At 41.3% G+C, this 19,605-nt stretch carries 18 protein-coding genes; 3 read left to right on the forward strand and 15 right to left on the reverse strand.

Features of this window, described 5'->3' with window-relative positions; translation table 11 throughout:
• The first annotated feature begins 205 nt into the window (after positions 1-205).
• Positions 206-328, forward strand: coding sequence for a hypothetical protein (locus Q7657_RS06255; protein ID WP_258178266.1), 123 nt, complete (start codon positions 206-208; stop codon positions 326-328).
• A 70-nt stretch (positions 329-398) separates the two neighbouring features.
• On the opposite strand, the gene Q7657_RS06260 is transcribed toward Q7657_RS06255, so the two are convergent.
• The gene (locus tag Q7657_RS06260) at positions 399-1,328 is read right to left on the reverse strand and encodes a hypothetical protein (protein WP_107166303.1); all 930 of its coding nucleotides are present in this window, start codon (positions 1,326-1,328) and stop codon (positions 399-401) included.
• Positions 1,329-1,569: 241 nt separating this feature from the next.
• Here Q7657_RS06260 and Q7657_RS06265 point away from each other — a divergent pair, with 241 nt between their 5' ends.
• Both Q7657_RS06265 and Q7657_RS06270 read left to right on the forward strand, forming a co-directional pair.
• Positions 1,570-2,511 (forward strand): questin oxidase family protein, encoded by a 942-nt coding sequence (locus tag Q7657_RS06265; protein WP_107166304.1) that lies wholly within the window; start codon positions 1,570-1,572, stop codon positions 2,509-2,511.
• A gap of 198 nt (positions 2,512-2,709) precedes the next feature.
• Positions 2,710-2,955, forward strand: coding sequence for a hypothetical protein (locus Q7657_RS06270; RefSeq protein ID WP_008989655.1), 246 nt, complete (start codon positions 2,710-2,712; stop codon positions 2,953-2,955).
• Positions 2,956-3,537: 582 nt separating this feature from the next.
• On the opposite strand, the gene Q7657_RS06275 is transcribed toward Q7657_RS06270, so the two are convergent.
• The 14 genes from Q7657_RS06275 to hycI all read right to left on the reverse strand — a co-directional run bounded on the left by Q7657_RS06275 (position 3,538) and on the right by hycI (position 19,577).
• On the reverse strand, positions 3,538-3,843 hold the full coding sequence (locus Q7657_RS06275) for a hypothetical protein (RefSeq protein WP_107166306.1): 306 nt from the start codon (positions 3,841-3,843) through the stop codon (positions 3,538-3,540).
• 332 nt (positions 3,844-4,175) lie between these two features.
• Positions 4,176-4,565 carry a VOC family protein gene (locus tag Q7657_RS06280; protein ID WP_107166352.1) on the reverse strand — a complete coding sequence of 130 codons (390 nt, stop codon included), beginning with the start codon at positions 4,563-4,565 and terminating at the stop codon, positions 4,176-4,178.
• 235 nt (positions 4,566-4,800) lie between these two features.
• Positions 4,801-5,382: an HD domain-containing protein gene (locus tag Q7657_RS06285; protein ID WP_107166307.1), complete on the reverse strand. Its 582-nt coding sequence runs from the start codon at positions 5,380-5,382 to the stop codon at positions 4,801-4,803.
• Between the two features lie 322 nt (positions 5,383-5,704).
• Complete coding sequence (locus Q7657_RS06290) at positions 5,705-6,205, reverse strand: GNAT family N-acetyltransferase (protein ID WP_107166308.1); 501 nt, start codon at positions 6,203-6,205, stop codon at positions 5,705-5,707.
• A 456-nt stretch (positions 6,206-6,661) separates the two neighbouring features.
• A complete protein-coding gene (locus Q7657_RS06295; RefSeq protein WP_107166309.1) occupies positions 6,662-7,576 on the reverse strand; it encodes a hypothetical protein in 915 nt (304 codons plus the stop codon).
• A 662-nt stretch (positions 7,577-8,238) separates the two neighbouring features.
• Positions 8,239-9,309 (reverse strand): hydrogenase nickel incorporation protein HypB, encoded by a 1,071-nt coding sequence (hypB, locus tag Q7657_RS06300; protein ID WP_107166310.1) that lies wholly within the window; start codon positions 9,307-9,309, stop codon positions 8,239-8,241.
• Positions 9,309-9,650 carry a hydrogenase maturation nickel metallochaperone HypA gene (hypA, locus tag Q7657_RS06305; protein WP_008989662.1) on the reverse strand — a complete coding sequence of 114 codons (342 nt, stop codon included), beginning with the start codon at positions 9,648-9,650 and terminating at the stop codon, positions 9,309-9,311. The genes hypB and hypA overlap by 1 nt, the downstream gene beginning before the upstream one ends.
• A gap of 11 nt (positions 9,651-9,661) precedes the next feature.
• A complete protein-coding gene (gene hypF / locus Q7657_RS06310) occupies positions 9,662-12,037 on the reverse strand; it encodes a carbamoyltransferase HypF (RefSeq protein WP_107166311.1) in 2,376 nt (791 codons plus the stop codon).
• Between the two features lie 16 nt (positions 12,038-12,053).
• The gene (locus Q7657_RS06315) at positions 12,054-12,641 is read right to left on the reverse strand and encodes a HupE/UreJ family protein (protein ID WP_045065335.1); all 588 of its coding nucleotides are present in this window, start codon (positions 12,639-12,641) and stop codon (positions 12,054-12,056) included.
• A 94-nt stretch (positions 12,642-12,735) separates the two neighbouring features.
• Complete coding sequence (gene fdhD / locus Q7657_RS06320; RefSeq protein ID WP_107166312.1) at positions 12,736-13,566, reverse strand: formate dehydrogenase accessory sulfurtransferase FdhD; 831 nt, start codon at positions 13,564-13,566, stop codon at positions 12,736-12,738.
• A gap of 32 nt (positions 13,567-13,598) precedes the next feature.
• Positions 13,599-15,797: a sigma 54-interacting transcriptional regulator gene (locus tag Q7657_RS06325; protein WP_107166313.1), complete on the reverse strand. Its 2,199-nt coding sequence runs from the start codon at positions 15,795-15,797 to the stop codon at positions 13,599-13,601.
• Positions 15,798-16,057: 260 nt separating this feature from the next.
• A complete protein-coding gene (fdhF, locus tag Q7657_RS06330; RefSeq protein WP_107166314.1) occupies positions 16,058-18,202 on the reverse strand; it encodes a formate dehydrogenase subunit alpha in 2,145 nt (714 codons plus the stop codon).
• A 54-nt stretch (positions 18,203-18,256) separates the two neighbouring features.
• The gene (locus tag Q7657_RS06335) at positions 18,257-18,805 is read right to left on the reverse strand and encodes a 4Fe-4S binding protein (protein WP_008989669.1); all 549 of its coding nucleotides are present in this window, start codon (positions 18,803-18,805) and stop codon (positions 18,257-18,259) included.
• A gap of 277 nt (positions 18,806-19,082) precedes the next feature.
• On the reverse strand, positions 19,083-19,577 hold the full coding sequence (gene hycI / locus Q7657_RS06340; RefSeq protein WP_053989467.1) for a hydrogenase maturation peptidase HycI: 495 nt from the start codon (positions 19,575-19,577) through the stop codon (positions 19,083-19,085).
• Positions 19,578-19,605: the final 28 nt, after the last annotated feature.

Genomic DNA, 19,605 nt, shown 5'->3' on the forward strand with positions numbered 1-19,605 from the left:
CGGCTATTTTGAATTTAATAGATTAAAGCATCTGATTTTAATATACATTTAAAAGCAAACATACGCGTTACTTACTAATTCCCGCCTTTAATCACAATTTAATACCAACTAAAACTCATGCATAACAGCTCATTTTTGCCCTCTTGAATCTATTTAGTGAACTGCGTAAGGTTTATCTTCCTTAACACTAATTTCGAGATAAACAATGAATAATTGGATTGTGCTAGCCTTTCTTAGCATATTCATTATCGGCTGTGCTCATTCCATGTCTGAAGGCACATCGATTCAAGCTCATGGCAATGTTGAAATGAGCCGCAGCATCCAATAAAAATAAAGACCAACAACGTCATCGTTATTGGTCTTTATTTTATCTCCCAAGTTTCGCTACACGCTGTATATCACTCCCCAAGCGTAACCCCAAAGTGCTCATCACAAGTTACGCCACTAGGACTACCACCAGAGTCATAGCCGCAATAATCGGTTTCTAAAATATTATATTCTTGGCGAGTGTCTTCTAATAACTGAACAAATTCTTCTTTACTCACCTTACGCTCTCGATAATAACTAGCGTAAGTTGATGCACCCATAAAGAAACCTTGAGCAGTACGTACTCGAGTATCATTCGGTGGTAACGTTGTCAGCTGATTTTGAGTAAAACTGCCATCAGGTAATCGAACCTGATACAACACCGTATCATCGCCAATCAACGTCGTCATTGTGCTTAGCGTCATACCAAACGCTTCAAAGGGACCGGCTAAATTTCCGTCACAATCAGACGCTGTTTGATCTGCACTAAAGACCTTTTCATTACCGTTATCGCCACACACACCCGCGCCAACAACATCTTCAACCGATTCGCACTCTGCTGCCACTTTTGCCGGATATAAGAAGACATTACGCTGCTTAATACTATTACCAATCACTTCTAGATGAATAAACCCTCGATAATGATCATACCGATAGGGCCAGCTTGCTGAGACATTGGGATCACCGTCAGCACCTAAGAACGTATATTCACCTACCCACCAGCCTTCTTCGCGTTGCCATGGGACAAAATCTAATAGATTAACGGTTTCAATATCACATTCAGGCTCTGAACGTGTCACTTCTTCTAATTCAGGTTCAGGTTCAGGTTCAGGTTCAGGTTCAGGTTCAGGTTCAGGTTCAGGTTCAGGTTCAACAGCATCGCTATTATCAACTTGCGTAACAACAGCTTCTGACTGCGCGGGGTCGGTAGGAGTATTTACTTTTACAGAATTGCTATTATCACTATTACATGCAGCGATGCTGCCACACGCAATGAGAGCTAAAAATATTCGCCATGCCATTGCTTCAGCCTATCTATATCAATACTTAATAACAGACTTTAGCCATATTTTTTCAGGCGCATGCCTCAGCAATAAGATTTTAAAAAATTTAACTATCAATGTACGGATATTCTCAGCATATAAAACACGGCGTTCTGACAAAGTGCACGCTTTTCATTTAAAAATAACAAGTTATATGGTCACATCATCTATTAAAGACTAGTATTGATATTGTTATAAAAAAGTAGCATGGAAGCTGTATATGAAATTATCGCTATTAACTAATGAACTGATCTCGACAGGTCTTAAATTCCAACCTACTTATCAAAAAGGGCTGACTAACCATCTACCGATGACATTAGTTGCGCTTGATCAGATGGGTGCAGAAAATGAACGGCTATTGGGTTTTTATCATCAATATATTACCCAACTTGAAAATGTAGCTCGTAATGATGCCTTTTTATCTCAAGCCGAGCAGATAGAACAACGCATTACACAAGATGGTATTGAAGCAACGCTACAACAGTCTCTATCTAAATTAATTGCCAGTTTATCCTCACAAGCTTTTCATTGTTTGATTCGCTTAGCCTATGCTGTTAAAAGCCAGCAACCTCGGGAGATCGCATATTCACTAGCCTACTGGGAGCAACACTATCGCCCTCTCACACCTCTTTCGACAACAGATAGCTACACCGCAGCAGAGCAGCTTAAACAATTAACCCACGTCTTTTCTACTACCTCATTTCACGCTGATAATATCGGTGAACGTATCAATCAAGTGGCTAAACACCCTAACTACCTAAAACTGGCAGCTGTGCCCTGTGATATTACCTTGGAAAGCACCTTAAAAATGGTGATTAAGCAGTATAAAACAACCCATGATTTCACCTTGCTCCATGGTATAACCGCTTACCACGCCTTGATGGTGCTATCACCGTATTTTTTAGATCAAACCGCTGCACTCCAATGGTTTTGGCAAAGTTATACCGCCGCTTTTGCAACCGCTAGTCATGCGCTTAACAACAAATCATCACAAGCATCTGCACCGCATTTAAGCTGGTTAGAAACATTGTCACGAGGCTCATTAAGCCATAACGATCATACAATTAAACTCATTTATAGCTGTAGCGAGATCTATAAACGCTACCCTTTTGCTGAATTAAAACAAATTGCTCATCAGCGTATTGCTCACGAAGGACTATGAGTCACACAACAACAGCCATGCGACATCTGTAGCATGGCTAAATTCCCATCAGTACGTTCACAATGCTTTCATTTAATATCCCTTATTTCCCTCCACAATCTTTCTAGCATTCCCAAATATCCCCATCACAGGTAGAGTATTACTATCTACCAAGCTATTGTTGATATAGCTTACGTTTATTTCGCTATGGTAAGAAAAATGAAAATTGAACAAAACGTTATTGAGACGCTAGAAGAGTTAGAAAACTTTATTATTTCTATTGAAAATGGCGGCTTAGGGCTTAAAGACGTAGAAGGTATTGGTCTTGCAAAGAACAACGCTGATGGTCGTCCATTTATTGCGGTATTCGATCGTAATCAACAACTACTTTACGGACGTTGGTTAAGCCAAGAAGTTTACGATAACGGTAAAGATATTGTACGTAACGGTGTAAAACGTCACTGATAAGTATAAAGGATCTAGCATTAATCTCGGTTAGATCCTAATTTTGCACTAGAGATTAACTTTTCAGCACTTTCGGCTTTTGTCTGTATTGAAAATAATTCGGCATAAAGAGTTTAGGTTCAGAAACTTTATCGCTGACTTTGACGATATAATTCTCAAGAATATGCCTTCCAACCCGTAGCGTTTCTTCCTTTAACGATAACGGTATTTGATCATGTATTTTCACTCGTCGCAGATCTGATCGTAACCGTGCATTTGTTGCCACGACACTCGCTTCATGCCGTGTTTTACACAACACACACAAGTAATAATCAAACTTGCCAGCGCTGCCCCAGCCACTTAAAAACGTATTTTTAGCGGTGACGTAATACATGCATCCATACTCATAAGAACGAATAATGCACACACATTAAAGCAAGTTTTTACTTCTGTCACTTAAAGTACCTAATTATATTACTAATAATACTTTTGTTATTATTTTTAATAAGTTAGATAAAATAACATAGAAGAATAAGACAATAAAAAAGCCCACTTTTAGAGTGAGCTTTAAGAAATACTTCTCAATTTTGATGAAAATGAATCTTACAACTCATTCCACATTGCAGCACCTGGTGCCCATACTTCCACTTTGTTTTTCTCTAGATTACAGCGGAAATTAATATCACCACGTTGAGCAGGCTTAACATAATCAACAAATACCCAACCACGATTTGCTTCATCTTGGTTTTCAGTATTATTCACAACCAGCGTTTCGGTTGTATATTGTGTTTTGCTCGACACCAGAATTTGGCATTGCTCAACATCATTAGAGGAAGGTGGAGTGAATGGTGTTTCAGCCATATCACAACCAGTTAGAAGTAGTGTAAGCAGTAAGATCTTGGTTTTCATCGTAGACTATTCATCGCATCAAATTTTATCACTAATTTTCGGCGGCATATGAACGTCCAAGATGTGCCATTAGCGAAGTTGCGCGGCATTTTATAGATATAAATACAAATTGACAGTTTTTATTCAAATCTAGAGTCAATCTTTTGAGGAAGATCACTTCTCTCACTCTATGAGAAAATAATCATAAGGAATAAATAATAATCTCACATATTCCTTATGAGCTATCAATAACTTAGGTATCGCTTGGATAGTCAATGCCATGAGATAAAGTCAGCGCAAATTCTACTGCACACGATGACACGTAGCCTTGTCTACTTTGTTTATCTCCATAGTCATTCTTCATTGACGTAATTAGAAACCTCAATCAGATTACCATCAGGATCTCTAAAATAGGCAGATAGGATGTTACCTAAAGCGCCCGTTCTATAAACTGGCCCCTCAAGTATGTTGATCCCCTTTGCCGTTAAATCATCCATCGCTTGTTGGATAGGCATATCTATAATGAAACATAAATCAGCAGAGCCAGCCCCTACATGTTGCGCTTTAGGCTCAAACTCATTGCCTAACTGGTGAAGATTTATCTTTTGCTGTCCAAATGTTAAAGCGATACGCCCTTGCCCAAACTCGATTTTCTTCATCCCCATCACTGAGGTATAAAACCGCACCGTTTCATCAATATCTTTAACAGTCAGCACTAAATGATCAATTCTATTTATATTCAACATATTAGATCTATCCCTAAAGGTGATGTTAATAAATGAGAGAAAAGAGAGTTACCCAAACATTATTATGCATAGGTGGACATGTCATTGACCATCCACATATGAATGAGTATTTGATCTAACACGTTCCTGGACAAAACTTTGTTTGATAGCCAGCTCTATTTGGGCTGGTAGGTATTAGAAAAAGTATGGATAGGTGTCGGCTTCGCGACACATATCCTTATTTGTTATACGCCTATTTCAGCACACCTGATTGAACTGCGTCATTGAGCCTAGACTCGACTTCTCGCCACAACAAATTACTACCTTTGGAAATGCGTTCGCCATTAAAGCCAAAAACTTTTTCTTTGGGTATGTTGTGTTTTTTCCAGCCATGACCTTCACCGTGTATGTTGTGAAGTAAAGGTGGAACTCGGTCGATTGCCTTAGCAAAGCTTGCTTCGGGACTTACACCTTCTTCAAACTCTTCCCAGAGATTAGAAAACTCCTCTCGGCTTGCTTCAGGCAAAAGTTGAAATAACTTCTGTATGCATAACCTTTCTAATTGTTTGTTTTCTTCTGTTTCAGCAGAGTAAATAACCGTATCACCAGCCTCAATTTCACCTAAGTCATGGATGAGTAGCATTTTCATGACACGAACAATATCAACTGATTCATTAGCAAAATCTTTGAGTAAAAGAGCACTCAGACAAACATGCCAACTATGTTCTGCTGAGTTTTCATATCTATCTAACCCTACAGGTTTGGTTTGTCTTTCTATCGATTTCAGTTTCTCGACTTCTATCATAAAGTCGATTATTCCCTTAATTTCTTCCACACCCAGTCCTTTTGATGCTTAATATTTGATTGGCGTATAACAGAATATTAATAAGCATTTTTACTTTCGAGAAAAAATACACGCATAAAAAACTTTATCATACTAGATATAATCTTTATATATCATGAATTTGATAACAAATTTCACGCCTGACTGACGCTCAATGAGAGGATGTGATAATGGGGCAAAATGAACTAGCCACATCAGCTAGCTCGAAAGTGGACAGAAACTGCTTAGGTGATTTGCTCTATTTAGGCTTATATTGCATCTCGAATATGTGCCGCTGAGCGACACATACCTCTCTTTCTTTACTACTCAAAGCCTAAAGAAACTTTTCAATAAGGATTTCATCTACATACTCTCCACGAACTTTCGCATGTTTTTTCGCAGTACCAACAACTTCAAACCCTTGTTTAAGGTATGCAGTTAAAGCTCGCTGATTATCGCTACGAACGTACGCGAATAGCTTTTCATAACCCTTTTGTTTTGCAACTTCGAACGTCGAGTTAAAAAGCTGTTTAGAGATACCTTTGCCACGAGCACTTTCACAAACAAAAGTACCAATAATTCCTACGTGATCAAAAGCTTTTGTATATTGTGCGAACGGCTCGATATTTTGAAATCCAATAACCTTTGAGTCACTCTCGGATAAAGCAACTGTAAACACACCATTCTCTGGGAAGTGAGTAATAAAATCTTTCTCTTCTTCAGGTGTAAAGGTCGTATCCAATACAGTGTATAAACCTTCAACAATGATTGGGTTGAGAACATTTGTGATCCCTTCTGCATCATTCAAAGTCACCTGACGTACAACTAATCCCATACAACTCAACTCCATATTATAATTTGAATTATTTTTTACATGAGCTCATAACTATCAGCAACAATTAATTCCTTTTAAATATAAGCTCTATGTTATTTTCGACTCATAACGCTTTTTGAAATTAAGAAATGACTTTATTCAGTTTTATTAAAAACGAAATTCAATAGATAAAATCTGCATGATTCGTTATATGTGATAAATAATTAACAATAAAAACTAATCAAAAATCACGTTAATACAATATGAATGAGTAAAAGTTCTAACAAACAATGGGGCAAATTTGAGCTAACAATGGAAGCTAGCTCGATGTTGGACAAAAACAATTTAGATTAATCACTCTATAGCGACAATTTTAGATTAGGTAATACCATGGTTTATGCATTGCGCACCTGCCAATGTAGAGGCATGAAGCGCCGTAACATTGGCCTGGTTTTTCGAATTATTAGAGTCGATTGTTCACGAGTCGTTTCTCGTCATATTTGGCATCTGGCCCAACATACCAGACTCCCCAAAATGGAACGTCTCAAGCTGCGCTCGCGGCGTTGAGCTGGACTTGATCGAGCTTGTATGTAGAGCATCATCTTTCGTGTTGGCGGCGTAAAGCTGACCTGTGAATGGGATGCTTGTGTCATAGTTTTCAAACCACCTTCCCATCGCTTCCGTCAACTCTTTATCTGATTTATCTACATGCGCCAAAAATGCGCTATGGTTTGCAAAGAGTCTTAAGTCATGGACTAAATTCGGGGTCTTTTCATCAGGAAATGCAGCGGCCATCAAGATCCCTGGAATTTTTTCATACCATAAATTACATACAGTCTGAAAAGAAGTCCCCAACTCTTTCATCTGGCCTGGTTTAACATAGCGCATTGTAAATCCAAATAATGCAGGGCCCTCTTCTCCTCCGCCATCAGCTTTAATAAAACCAGCCATGCTTTTCTTAAAATCGTAACGCACACATGGAATATTCTGAGTCTCAGCAAGTGTATCCTTATCCCAACCACCATACACAATCAGTGTATCAGGATCTTCTGCTGTGCTTTTATAAGTAGCCCATAACGGTTCACTCTCAGTTGGTCGGCCCCAATCGTTAGCGAAAGCATTTGCACTCTTAACCCAGATAACATGCCAGTAAACCAATGGTTCTTCTTTGTCAGGAAATGCAAAGATAGCCTTAACGTCTGGATTGCTCTCGTAGACAGACTTGGAAAACGCTTGATACTGGATCTTAAACTCTTCTAACATGCCATCCTTGATACGACGCTTGCCGTAAATGATGACTGGCGTTGTTTCAGCTGCCCCAGTGGGAGCCTTTGCTTCACCACGCACCTGCGGAGCCGAGTTATCTATCTTTTCATTTTTTGCTAATTTCATATCTGCTCCAAGTAAAGCTTGTCTATCCTGTTCAACTCAGAAAATTTTGATTTTCACTAATTAAATTAGAGTTTTAGGTATAAAAAAACCCTCTGGCAATTTCACTCAGAGGGTTTTTTAAAGACGCAAAAAGCTACCCCCCGAAATCTATCATGGTGGTAGTGGTCGTGTTAATTGCGTTCACATAAATTCGTTTCATATTTTATGAATAACAAATCTTTTAAAACACAGCAAGCTTTCTTCAAAAAATTGTACTTTATTTTTGAGTATGGCGGTGAGTCATGGGGTACGAAGTCTAATGGGACAAAAGCTTACGTTTAGTACTTCAATAGAGTTCATAAAATTGAGCATAGTATTCACTCAATGCCCCATAGCTGAAGATCTTTCACTGGCAGTTTTTTTTGATGTCTGATACTTCGTAAAGCGATTAGAAAATGTATCACAAACTCGCATTAGCAGCCTATTAATGAGTTTCAGCTCTAAATGATAATGGGGCATAAATGAGCTTGCCAATATCCCCTCTATCCGATCCTAATCAGCAAAGAAAACACAGTTCCCAAGGCTCTTTCTAGTTAAAACTTTCGATAAACCAAGAGAAATAAAAAACCACAGGCACATGACGTTAACCTGTGGTTTTAAAATTTGATAAATAACTGTCGAGATTACTGACGTTGCTGTAATTGCTCAGTCAGCCAGTTTAACCATGCATCCATCCCCTCATCGGTTTTGGCTGACAGTTTGATCACTTGAATATTTGGATTAACTTTGCGAGCACTCGCAATGCAGTCTTCAATATTGATATCAACATAAGGCAATAAATCGACTTTGTTGATCAACATTAAGTCGGCGGCTGCAAACATATTCGGGTATTTTAGTGGCTTATCTTCCCCTTCAGTGACAGAGAGGATCGCGACTTTACATGCTTCACCTAAATCAAAACTCGCAGGGCATACCAAGTTACCCACGTTTTCAATAAACAAGAAGCCCGGTTCATTCATGGCGAGTTGGTGATAAGCATCATGCACCATCTGTGCATCTAAATGACAACCTTTACCAGTATTAACTTGAATTGCAGGCACTTCGGTTGCACGAATACGATCCGCATCATTTGAGGTTTGCTGATCCCCTTCAATTACCGCACAAGGAAACTGCTGCTTTAACTGCATTAAGGTTTCAGTAAGCAAGGTCGTTTTGCCAGAGCCAGGGCTTGAAACAAGATTAAGCACTAACTGTTTATTGGCTTCAAAGTGCTCACGGTTGTGTTCTGCCAGTTTGTTGTTATTACCTAAAATATCCATCTCTAACGTCAGTAGTTGACGCTGAGAAACCCCAGCCACATGCACTTCTGCTTCACCTTTACCATAGTGTAAATCGCCTTTTGCCATGGTTTCTGGTTGGTGATGATCATGGCTATGATGATCGTGATGAGAGTGCTCATGGTGATCATGATGAGAATGGCCGTGATCTTGGTGCGATGTTGCAGGTAAGGTGTAATGAACGTGGTGATGTACGTCACCTTGGTGGTAATAATGATGGTGGATCACAACAGGCTGTTCATTACTCGCTTGTTGAAGGTGGTGATGAGCATGGCTGTGATCATGATGCTCGTGGTGATCATGGTGTTCATGACCATGATGACTATGATGATCATGGCTATGGTGATCGTGATGATGATCCCCGTGATGTGCGACACCTTCTACTCGGCTATCTGAGCAGCCACATACATTACACATTACTCAACCTCAATATTCTTAATCATTAATTCGTCACCGGTTTCAACTTTGAGCTGATAACCATGGCAATGAGGACAACAGACACCGCGCTCGTCCATATCGATATAGCGTTGACAATCCATACACCATACCTGAGCTTGTACTGGCTCAATGGCTAACTTAGCGCCTTCTGCAATCGTCCCTCGTGTTGCAAATTCAAATCCTGTTGCCAATGCATGGGGCTCAATGCACGATAATGTGCCAATAGCTAGTGTCACCCGAGTTACACGATGAAAGCCTTGCTTTTTCGCTTGTTCAACCACGGTGTCCACCGTATTCATACTCAGTGATAACTCATGCATAGCATGTCTCTCTAATTATTATGTTGGAAAATGGCATACCACAGTTGCCCTGCCGCAATAGATGCATCATTAGCAGGAAGCGTTTCGCCACAAAAAAGGGATAAATCCTGTTGTTTCGCCAGCGCAAATACCTTGTCGACTAATACACGGTTTTGAAAAACACCGCCGCCTAACGCTATCGGTAACTGGCTGTAATCTTGGGCAATATCTATGATCACGTTGGCAATTGCGTTAATAAAACCTAGGGCTAATTCGTGACGTAACGCATCACTCTTATCAGTGGCGATCTGTTTCAGTAATTGCGCTGAAAATAACGGCTGCCAGTCGATAAGATTGTTTTTACTGATATCAAACGATAACGCTGACTCTGAACATGCATACATGACAGCGTGTTCAAGCTGTAAGCCGCATTCGCCTTCATAACCGACCTTATCCACCAAGCCTAATAAACTTGCCCATGCATCAATTAAACGCCCCACCGATGAGGTATATGGCGATTGACTACCTGACTGCCATAACTGATAGAGATTATTAAAGTAAAACTCACTCCAAGCACTGAATGCTGGCAGTTGCATCACTTTAATTTCAGCCAATGAGTAGCATTCCAATAATATGGCAAGCAGTAATCGAGCAGGCTCTTTTATTGCTTTTTCGCCACCAATTAAGCGAAATTGGCGTAAATGTCCGACACGTTGGTAACTTTGTGGTGTAGAAAGTAAGACTTCACCACCCCACACGGTTTGATCGTCGCCCCAACCTGTACCATCAAAAGTAAAACCTAATACTTGCTCGGTTAAATGATGCTCTGCCATGACAGCTAATACATGGGCGTGATGGTGCTGTACCTTCAACAGTGGCGTAGTTAAATTCGCTTTAGCGTGGTAAGTTTGCGCAAATTGTGATGAGTGATAACCGGGATGTTTATCGCATACCAATTGCTGCGGTTTAACATGATACAGTGCGGCTAAATGATGAAAGGTATCTTGGTAACGCTGCTCGGTATCAAGATCATCCAAATCCCCGATATAAGGTGATAATAGCCATTGTTTCGGCAGTGCTAACCCAATCGTTGATTTTTGCTCTGCACCTAGAGCTACGGTGATATTGCCTGTGCTTTGTTCGCTACCAATACCGAAATGGCTTACTGGCGCATAGCCTCTTGCCATACGTAGCACACGGATTTTTCCGCCAGCATAGTGAACAAGGCTATCATCACATGCGCTCACAATCGGGCGATTATGATCCAAAATCGCACTAATGCTGCCAGAGAACTGAGCACTCACTTGCGCTAATTCTGTCGCAATTGGCATGCCTGATAAGTTAGCACTGGTCATTACCAATGCGCGGCTTGCCCCTAGTTTCTCAAGCTCTGCAAACAACAAATAATGCAATGGCGTATAAGGAAGCATGACGCCTAGATATGGCACGTTAGGAGCAAGATCGTCAGCAAGTTTCACATCTTGACGACATTGGGCATCTCGCTTACGCATGAGTACAATCGGTCTTGCTTGTGCTTCTAATGCTTGCCATTCAGCATCACAACCTTCAACCACTTCTTTAGCAATACCAGCGTCAGATACCATGATCGCTAACGGCTTTGATGGGCGATATTTCAATAACCGTAAATTAGCAACGGCTTGAGGATTCGTCGCATCACAAGCTAGATGAAAACCACCGATACCTTTAATGGCAACGATGTCACCGTTTTTAATCTGTTGTGCAAGTTGCTCAATCGCCGTGTGTTTAGTGGCAATCAGTGGTAATTTCGCACAAGATTTTACTCGTAGCTTGGCATCATAAAGCGTGACCCAAGGGCCACAGCAATCACAGCTGATCGGTTGGGCATGATAACGACGATCTAACGGGTTTTTATACGCCTTGGCGCAATCAGGACACAGCGCAAAGTCTTGCATACTGGTGGCTGCGCGATCATAAGGCAGTGCTTTAATAATGCTATAACGAGGACCGCAGTGGGTGCAGTTGGTAAAGGGATATTGGAAATAGCGAGAATCTGCATTGGAAATATCCCGCTTACAAGCATCACAAAGCCCTTGATCCGGTGATATACATACTGTTGTGCTATCACGTAGCTGGCTTTGTTCAATACCAAAAGTAATCGGCTTTTCCAATTCAGACCATAATGGTCGTTCGGTGATCGTCACATCATCAATGCGACTTAATGTCGGTGCTTGTTCAACTAATTGAGCAGAGAAAGACGCTAACGTTGAAAGCGAGCCTTGAACGTCAATCTTTACCCCTTCCGAATCATTGATCACCGAACCAACTAGCGCATGTTGTGTCGCTAGTTGGTAGACAAAGGGGCGGAAACCGACCCCCTGTACAATGCCGGTAATATGAATATATTGTCGTGCAATGTTGTCTGTCACTATTACTAACCTGCAATTAAGACAGCATTAACATGCCACCAAATGCCGCCATTACGACACCTAGTACGCCTGTTACACGACGGTTTGCTGCAGAGTTTGCAATGAACTTACCTAGTACCACACCACAAGCGTGTAGTGTCGCTGTTGCTAGTACGAAACCAATGAAGTATTCAGCTGTACGAGCACCAAGTGGCATTTCCATACCGTGAGCCATACCGTGGAATAGTGCAAATGCCATTACAGCACCTGTTGCTACTTTTGCAGAAAGACGACCACCAGCAAGTAGCATTGCGCCCATAGCAATAACTGAAACAGCGATACCTAGTTCAACACCCGGGATCACAACACCAGAAACACCCAGCGCAGCACCAACAATCATGATAGAGATGAATGCAAGAGGTAGACGAGAAATGGCTTTACCACCCATGATTGCCGCTAATAGACCCACACCTAGCATTACGCTTAGGTGATCCATACCTGTGAATGGGTGAACAAAACCACTCATGAACGCAGATGCGTGAGGACCAATGTGACCTGGGTGTGCTAAAGCAAGAGGAGAAAAAGAGGTAGCTAGCAAACCCACCATTAGATGTTTCATTTTCATATCAGTATCTTCTTAATAATTAACCGGCATATCCGGTAATGTTGTTAAACACTTCACGCCATGACTCAGCGTTAAGTACGATCAAAGCACGACATTAAATCATGCCAAAAACACGTTCTGGGTGAGCATACGCATCGGCTCGACCACGGCGACAATGCCCAAGCAAGGTGATATTCAAGCGATCCGCAAGATCCACTGCCATCTTGGTTGCTGACGATACGGCTAATAACACTTCAACCCCTGCTGATGCTGCCTTTTGCACCATTTCAAAACTGGCTCGGCTGGTCACTAATACTGCCCCGCCCGATAAGCGTTTTTGGTGGATATAACCAACCAGCTTATCTAACGCAATATGACGACCCACATCTTCAAACACCGCTAATAGTTGCCCATCTTTATCTAGATAAGCTGCTGCATGTGCCGCCCCTGTTAACTGGTTAAGTGCTTGATGATCCAGTAACTGGCGTAAAGCTTGCTCTAAATGGCTTAAATCAAATTCAGTGCTAGTTGGCAGTGGCATTAGCATCCGACACACGGTTTCTAATTTTTCTTCACCGCAGATCCCACAGCCTGTTAATCCTGCTAATGAGCGACGCTTTTGTTTAAGTCTTTCAGCACAACGATTAGCGATCTCAATGTCTAAATTAATCCCGTTATCGTGGTGAGTAATGGCCATATCGTGAATATCACGGTGATGATCAATGATCCCTTCCGATAGTGAAAAACCAATCGCAAACTGTTCTAAATCATGAGGTGTACACATCATCACGGTGTAAGCCACACCATTAAATGCCAGTGCGACAGGCGTTTCTTCAATAATGAAATCCATCTCGCTAAAATCGCTTTCTCCTTTGCGATAGCGAACAATTTGACGCTGACAAGCATCACTAATGTCATCGGTTGATGTCACATCAAAGGTGGTCAAAATAGTGATCCTATAATCAATAAAATCTGAAATTAAACGCTTGGACTTTCACGAAAATCTTGGCAATTAATGCCCATTTTCTGCATACGAGATAACAAGGTAGTACGCTTTAAACCTAATTGATTCGCTGCACCATTAGGCCCTGCAACTACACCATGACAAGCTTTTAATGCCGCGATCACTGCAGCTTTATCTATGGTTGGCTTTATCGATTTACTTACCGCTGGTGACGCTGATTGCGAAGCCATTTTGTCATCAGATAACGGTGCTGCACTCACAACAGGTACAGTCTTTGTTACAGCTAAGGTTTCATCGCTAACCACCATAGAATCAGCGCAAAGCGTGTGGCTTGTTTTTAGCTCCTGAACAGGTACGTTAAGCACGTTTCCTCGGGTTAAAATCACCGAACGTTCAACAAAATTACGTAATTCACGGACATTACCCGGCCACGGGAAAGCGCGCATAATATCGAGATCTTCTGCAGCTACCGCAGTAATGGTTTTACCCATTTTTTTAGCGAGTTCACGAGTGAAATGCTTCACTAATAACGGAATATCTTCCGCGCGTTCACGTAATGGCGGGATCTCGATTGGGAATACATTCAAACGGTAGTAAAGATCGTTACGAAATTTCTTTTTCTCTACCATTTCGAGCAAGTTGACGTTAGTTGCCACCACAATGCGAACATCAACGCTGATCAGCTCATTTTTACCCACACGCTCGATTTCATTTTCTTGCAGTGCACGTAATAACTTAGGCTGTAGCTCTAATGGCATATCGCCAATTTCATCTAAAAACAGTGTGCCTTTATGGGCTTGTTCGAAACGACCAACACGCTGGCTAATTGCGCCAGTAAATGCGCCACGCTCATGACCGAACAATTCACTTTCAAATAAACCAGCAGGGATCGCAGCACAGTTCATTTTCACCATGCGAGTTTTACTGCGCATACTTAGCTTATGAATAGCGCGAGCGATCAACTCTTTACCTGTGCCTGATTCACCTAAGATCAATACGGTACTATCGCAACTAGCCACTAACGCCACTTGCTCTAATACCTTATTCATCACTTCACTTTGGCTAATGATGTCGTCAAAAATAACGTGATCGCCCATATCATCAGCAATATTGACGAACTTAGTCGTTGGGCGGCTAGGAATACTCGCTTGATGGGTTTTAATACTATGCATTGCCAAAGCTACACGGGCTGCGATCTGTTGAAATAGCTCAACGTCAGCCGCTTGATAGTTCTTTTCAAGCAAGGTCATAAAACTGATATAACCAACGGTGACACCACGGAATATCAGTGGCATCACACATGCGCTTTTTACACGCTCAGGAAAATACGGACTATTATTATCCGCTTGCATCTTGGCAATATCGTTAGCCGTTAAAAATACATGTTTATTATTTTTAATTGCATTTTTAATCATGCGATCATTGGTAAAGAAATGACACTGATAATCCATTTCACCATCAATAAAGCTGGCTGAGTGTTGGTTATAATGGCCATCACTTAATTGAATTATCGATAAATCGCTCATACCAAAATGTTGATATAAAAATCGTAATAATGAGCCGATAAGTTCTTTCTTGGTACTTTGACTGATCACAGTATTAGTAACATCCACTAACACCTGAAAGTTATTTTTCTCAGTGGTTAGTTTTTCGGTTACTGTTGAAGCTGTTTGATGCTCAATAATATGTTCAATCATCGCTGAAATCATATTATTGAATAATTTGAACTGTTTTTCGCTTTCACTATCACTCGGCATCGATAAATTAATATATTCGATCGCACCTAATGGCTGATTACAAATAGAAAGCGGAATTTTGCAATAATTAGCCACACCCTCATAGGCAGGATGATTCGCTAATTGGGGAAATGTTTGATATAGCGTTTCACCATCTAAATGATGGCAGTAATCACACATAGCTGCACCATGTAAGGCAAGGCTTGATTCTGTGTAATCAAATTGCTGACATTGCTTGTCTTGATCTAAATAGTAAAGGCTTGGTTGGCTATCCAAATCTTGCTTTAAAATTAGATTCACACGTTCAACATTGATAAATAATAGATCTTCGTTATTAAGAAAATCCATCACGCCTGAAATATCATTGATTGATAGTAAGGCTTTAGAAAAAGTCATCAAATCACTTTCAAAGCGTTCCATGTTGGCATTAACTCTTGCTGATAATGTCGCTCGAATGGAGAGTAATAATTCAAGCATTTGTAATACAATTCTCAACCATTTTAATAACCAAGTATTGATATTAATCAATAAATAATAAATATAAGTGCGAACTAATAATGCAAAAAGCACGAACGCTAATTATTTGAGCAATTTAATCAAGTGACAGCAATATAGTGTTATTTAATAAATAATAAGGTTTCCAGATTTTAAATATGCAATATTTCATCTTGGAAACCTTATTTTCATTAATGGTTTATTCTCTTATTAAAATAAACAAATAAACCTATTTTTTGTCATTAAGCATTAACAACATGGTTCTTCAAGCGTGCTTTTAATTTCGTGTACTCTGTTTGTACATGATTTTCAGCCCATGCCTGATCGTCAATATTTTCTACCTTAACGGCACAATATTTAAATTCAGGTGTACTTGAAATTGGATCCACATGTTCAATAGTTAATTCATTACATGCACCAATCCACCATTGGTAAGTCATGTACACAACGCCTTTATTTACACGTTCATTGTAGTTCGCACGTGAAATAATTTTACCGCGGCGTGATGACACCCAAACCAACTGTTGATCATCAATACCTAATTGACGCGCATCATCAGGGTGCATTTGCACATAACCTGGTTCATCTGCCAGTGTTTGTAATGCAGAGCAGTTACCTGTCATTGAACGACAAGAGTAATGGCCTACTTCACGCACGGTAGATAGTACCAATGGGTATTCAGCATCTGGTTGCTCTAATGGCGCACGCCATTCTGCTCCGATAAACTGACCTTTGCCTGATGGTGTACTGAATGTATTGCCTTCAAACAAGAACGGTGTACCCGGGTGATCTTCTGTTGGACAAGGCCACTGCACAGATTTCAACCCTTCCATCTTTTCGTAAGTTACACCTGTGTATAACGGTGCAAGCTGACGCATCTCATCCCAAATTTCTTGGGTATTTTGATAAGACATTGGGTAACCCATACGGGTTGCTAACAGACTGAAGATTTCCCAGTCAGGTTTCACGTTTTCTGGTGGCGTAATTGCCTTGTAGAAACGTTGGAAACCACGGTCGGCACTACTGTACACACCTTCATGCTCACCCCAGCTTGTTGCCGGGAAGATCACATCAGCAAATTCTGCTGTTTGTGTCATGAAGATATCTTGAACAATCACCAATTCCATCTTGCGCATGGTTTCACGCATTGCAGCAAGATCGGCTTCAGTTTGGGCTGGATCTTCACCGAAAACATAGAATGCTTTACAGATCCCTTCCTCTACTTTGTGACCAATTTCAGTTAAGCGGTAACCCGGCTTCGCTGATAATGGAACACCCCAAGCCGCTTCAAATTTCGCACGTACATCAGCATCTTCTACTGACTGATAACCTGGGTATTGGTGTGGCAACATACCCATATCACAGGTACCTTGCACATTGTTTTGACCACGAACAGGGCCACAACCTACACCTTCACGACCAAAGTTACCGGTTAGCAATGCAAGTGCTGCTAAACCACGTACTACATCTACCGCTTGACCGTACTGTGTAACACCCATACCCCAAAGGATCATTGCTTCTGGTGCTGCGGCGTAGGTACGTGCAGCTAAGCGAATGTCTTCTGCTTTAAGGCCAGTGGTTTGTTCAACGCTTTCAGGTGTGTAGCGAGAAACAAGCTCGCGGAATGCCTCAAACCCTTCAGTGTTATTGGTTACATAGTCTTTGTCGTATAAGTTTTCTTCAATAATGACATTTGCTAATGCGTTAACAAGCGCCATGTTTGAACCGTTCTTCAACGCTAACCATTGATCAGCGACACGTGCAGATTCGATCTTACGTGGGTCGCAAACAATGATCTTCGCACCATTAGCGCGAGCCTTAAGAATGTGCCTTGCTACAACTGGGTGAGAATCCGCTGCGTTGTAACCGAATATGAGTAAACATTTTGTTTTTTGAATTTCGGGAATAGCGTTACTCATTGCGCCATTACCTACTGTTGTCTCCAGACCGGAGACTGATGGAGCGTGTCACACCCTGGCGCAGTGATCGACGTTATTCGTCCCTATCACCGCACGTGCGAGCTTCTGCATCACATAGTTAGCTTCGTTACCTGGACCACGGGCAGAGCCTGTTGTCATGATCGCATCAGGACCATACTTCTGCTTGATAGCCATTAGCTTTTCACTAGCAAAATCTAGCGCTTCATCCCATGACACAGCTTCTAATGCTGCATCACGTGAGCGGCGGATCATCGGCTGCTTCAAGCGTGGTGTTAATAAGTTGGTGTCGTTAAGGAAATCCCAGCCATAGTAACCTTTTAAACACAGTTGACCTTCGTTGGTACGGCCATCTGCAGGCTCTGCTGCTATTACCTTGTTATTTTCGACAACCAATTTTAGTTTGCACCCAGTACCACAGTAGGGACAAACAACAATTGATTTCTTCATACTAACCTTGGGTTGTAATAATAAACGTCAATATCGTTGTGATTAAACAATCACCTAGCAACCTGTTGCTACCACAGCGCTCATTGCCGCTGCTTCACGTTTCTGTTGGCTGGTTTCAGTCAACGTCTCAGGCTCAATGATTCGAATCGCACCCGTTGGACAAACTTGAACACAAGAAGGACCAGACTCTTGGTGATGACATAAATCACATTTTAATGCTTGGGTTTGCGGCACTTTACGTGCAAATAACGCAGCGCCTTTTGTCTCTTCAACCATCGTTGTTACTACATTCATTGCACCGTAAGGACATGCAATAACGCAGGTTTTACAACCAATACAACGTGACTGAATCACTTTGACAAAACCATCTTCTAAAACGATGGCGTTATTGGGACAAACCTGAGCACACGGCGCATCATCACATTGACGACACATTACAGGCGTAGTTACATGGGCATTTTTCACGACAGTTAAACGTGGTGAAAAATCCGATGGTTCCATTCCAGCAGCCGTATTTTCAGCTTGATGCGATAACGCACAAGCGATTTCACAAGTTCGGCATCCAATACACAAGTTGGGATCTGCAAATACAAATCGGTTCATGGTGTATCCCTTGTTGATGTCGATACATCGCAATACACTTTTGCATTGCGATACCTTATAAGCATGAGCTATGCCAGTTTTTACACCCAGAACAACAAAAACTCAACTCATTAATATTTAAGACAAAAAAATAAAGCCTGATCGTGATCAGGCTTTATTTACAGGGATGAACATGCTTGATACGTATCGATAACCCTTATCGACACGCTTCGTCACATCTCATCGACACTTTATCGACAGGTAAACGATTGGGCATCGTCACCCATGCAATTTAACGCTAACAATGTTCAAAACCGCCAGAGCCTTGCCATGTTGGCAATTGTCGATAAATTTGTTCGACACCTTGTTGGACCATCTCCGTCAGTGGGAATGAAAAAGCAACAATCGCAGGCTGAATACCAACAAAGATCACTTCTGGCACAAAGGTCTTTAGCTCGTCGATTAAGAAGTTAAGCGGCAAGCTGTGCGTCGATACCACATACATATCAACGATGGTTTCAGGATCAATGACACGCACTTCTCCTGCTTCTTCGCCAATATCAGCCGCATCCACCACAATCACCCGTTTCGGCATTGCTTTGCGGATCAAATGTAAGCAATCTTCAGGCATTGAGCCACCTTCCAACACGCTCCAATCGGCAATAGGATTATCCTTCATCATTTTAGCTAGCAAAGGACCTGCACCGTCATCTGCCATCATGCTGTTGCCGACAGTCAGCACAATATTGCTGACCGACAGATCGACACCGTCATTCGACACACTCTCGCCCATCACAGAAGAAAGGCTAATTTCTTCTATC

This window comes from Candidatus Photobacterium acropomis, from assembly GCF_030685555.1.
GTDB classification, from domain to species: Bacteria; Pseudomonadota; Gammaproteobacteria; order Enterobacterales; family Vibrionaceae; genus Photobacterium; species Photobacterium lucens.

Coding starts and splice junctions, on each gene's coding strand:
- hycI (WP_053989467.1), bottom strand. CDS start 19,577: ATGGGCGAGAGTGTGTCGAATGACGGTGTCGATCTGTCGGTCAGCAAT.
- Q7657_RS06335 (WP_008989669.1), bottom strand. CDS start 18,805: ATGAACCGATTTGTATTTGCAGATCCCAACTTGTGTATTGGATGCCGA.
- hypB (WP_107166310.1), bottom strand. CDS start 9,309: ATGTGTAATGTATGTGGCTGCTCAGATAGCCGAGTAGAAGGTGTCGCA.
- hypA (WP_008989662.1), bottom strand. CDS start 9,650: ATGCATGAGTTATCACTGAGTATGAATACGGTGGACACCGTGGTTGAA.
- Q7657_RS06275 (WP_107166306.1), bottom strand. CDS start 3,843: ATGAAAACCAAGATCTTACTGCTTACACTACTTCTAACTGGTTGTGAT.
- Q7657_RS06295 (WP_107166309.1), bottom strand. CDS start 7,576: ATGAAATTAGCAAAAAATGAAAAGATAGATAACTCGGCTCCGCAGGTG.
- Q7657_RS06260 (WP_107166303.1), bottom strand. CDS start 1,328: ATGGCATGGCGAATATTTTTAGCTCTCATTGCGTGTGGCAGCATCGCT.
- Q7657_RS06315 (WP_045065335.1), bottom strand. CDS start 12,641: ATGAAAATGAAACATCTAATGGTGGGTTTGCTAGCTACCTCTTTTTCT.
- Q7657_RS06290 (WP_107166308.1), bottom strand. CDS start 6,205: ATGGGATTAGTTGTACGTCAGGTGACTTTGAATGATGCAGAAGGGATC.
- Q7657_RS06270 (WP_008989655.1), top strand. CDS start 2,710: ATGAAAATTGAACAAAACGTTATTGAGACGCTAGAAGAGTTAGAAAAC.
- Q7657_RS06325 (WP_107166313.1), bottom strand. CDS start 15,797: ATGCTTGAATTATTACTCTCCATTCGAGCGACATTATCAGCAAGAGTT.
- Q7657_RS06265 (WP_107166304.1), top strand. CDS start 1,570: ATGAAATTATCGCTATTAACTAATGAACTGATCTCGACAGGTCTTAAA.
- Q7657_RS06255 (WP_258178266.1), top strand. CDS start 206: ATGAATAATTGGATTGTGCTAGCCTTTCTTAGCATATTCATTATCGGC.